Annotated in this window: 1 protein-coding gene and 1 pseudogene; one reads left to right on the top strand and one right to left on the bottom strand. The window is 35.1% G+C overall.

What is annotated here, in order from left to right; translation table 11 throughout:
- Nucleotides 1-154: 154 nt before the first annotated feature.
- Nucleotides 155-1,486 carry a DNA recombination protein RmuC gene (locus tag WOCAOBSORBRA_RS05940; RefSeq protein WP_151807714.1) on the top strand — a complete coding sequence of 444 codons (1,332 nt, stop codon included), beginning with the start codon at nucleotides 155-157 and terminating at the stop codon, nucleotides 1,484-1,486.
- A gap of 36 nt (nucleotides 1,487-1,522) precedes the next feature.
- Here WOCAOBSORBRA_RS05940 and WOCAOBSORBRA_RS05945 read toward each other — a convergent pair.
- Nucleotides 1,523-1,680 (bottom strand): annotated as a pseudogene (locus WOCAOBSORBRA_RS05945) (IS4 family transposase); the annotation flags it as partial.

Here is a 1,680-nt window from a genome sequence, read left to right on the forward strand (position 1 = left end):
ACTATTGCATTCCTGCACAATTTATTCTCATGATAAAAACGTCTTAACTTTCTCTCTACTTTTTCTGGGTAAGGTCACCTCTTTAGGTGCTCCTTTTTTCTTTCTTATACACACAAAAATCATATAGAATTGTAAATACAGCTTTTTTATTCTGATGCTTTTCAATTCTATAGCTCTGGTTGTCTCTCTATTACTATTTTTCTACATTATCGTAAAAAAACTGAGCGAAAAGAAAGCAAACCTTGAGGGTAATTTATGTAAATTAGAGCAAGAACTTCAAGAAACAAAGCAAACTTTGCTTACGAAGAATGAAGAAATAGTTGATTTAAGGGTCAAAAAAGCAGAACTTGAAGTAACTCTGCAAAAAGAACGTGAGGAAAAGAAAAAGGAAATAGAATTACTAACAAAAGCAGAGGAGAGATTAACAAACACTTTTAAAGCGCTCTCTCTTGATGCTTTGCAAACAAATAACAATAATTTTCTGAACTTAGCAAAGGAAGTAATCGATAGTAAATTAAAAGAAACGGAAAGCGATTTCAAAAAAAGACAAGCAACGATCAACGAAGTTGTAACTCCAATAAAAGAAAAATTAGAAAAATTCGATAATGAAATACGTGAGCTAGAAAAGGAGAGGGTAGGGGCCTATGAAGGTTTAAAGGAGCAAATTGGAGCGCTGATGAACCAAACTTCCAACCTTGCTAATGCCCTGAGAAAACCTCACATTAGGGGCAAATGGGGTGAAATGCAACTCAAAAGAGTGGTAGAAATGGCAGGAATGATTGAGTATTGCGATTTTTTTACTCAGCCGTCAGTGATTGATAAAAACGAGGATAATTTATTGCGTCCTGATTTAATAATCAAAATGCCATCTGGAAAGCAAATAATAATAGATGCTAAAGTGCCGCTTGATTCTTACATGGATGCTATATCACAAAATGATTTGCAAATACAAAAGGAGAAATTAAAGAACCATTCCCTGGCAATAAAAAAACACATAAATGATTTGGGTAAAAAAGAGTATTGGAATCAATTTGAAAATACGCCAGAACTTGTGGTGCTTTTCTTAACAGGGGAGGGGGTTTTTAGCGCAGCACTGGAATATGAGCCTGCTTTGATAGAGATTGGAGTGGAAAAAAAAGTGATCATTGCAACACCGATCACTCTAATTGCGTTGCTGAGAGCAATAGCGTATGGATGGAAGCAAGAGATGATAGCTGAAAACGCAAAGAAAATCAGTGAACTAGGTCATATTTTATATGAGCGCATTTGCACAATGGGTGAAAACTTTGATAATTTGCGCAGGAGCTTAAAAAGTGCTGTTGATCATTATAATAAAACTGCTGGCTCTCTTGAAGCAAGGGTGTTTCCTGCTGCTCGAGAATTCAATAAGCTTGGTATACATGCAAAAAATAAAAGTTTAAGTGCTGCAAAGGAATTAGAGTCTTTACCACGCAGTTTACATACTGAGGAGCTGAAAGTAGATTAGGCATCTTAACAGGGAGTGTTAAATAAACCATACGCGTCAAGTTAAGGAATGTAGAGAGCTTAAAGTAGATACCCTGGTCTTCCTATATCTGTCTTTCAAAGAAAACTTTGACCAGATTATAGTAAGCTTTTTTAGAAAAATTTTTAAATTATTGACAATATTGTTTAATATCAAAAAGAGCTCTCTAACCCGCC

The sequence above is a fragment of the Wolbachia endosymbiont of Cardiocondyla obscurior genome, assembly GCF_902713635.1.
Taxonomy (GTDB): domain Bacteria; phylum Pseudomonadota; class Alphaproteobacteria; order Rickettsiales; family Anaplasmataceae; genus Wolbachia; species Wolbachia pipientis.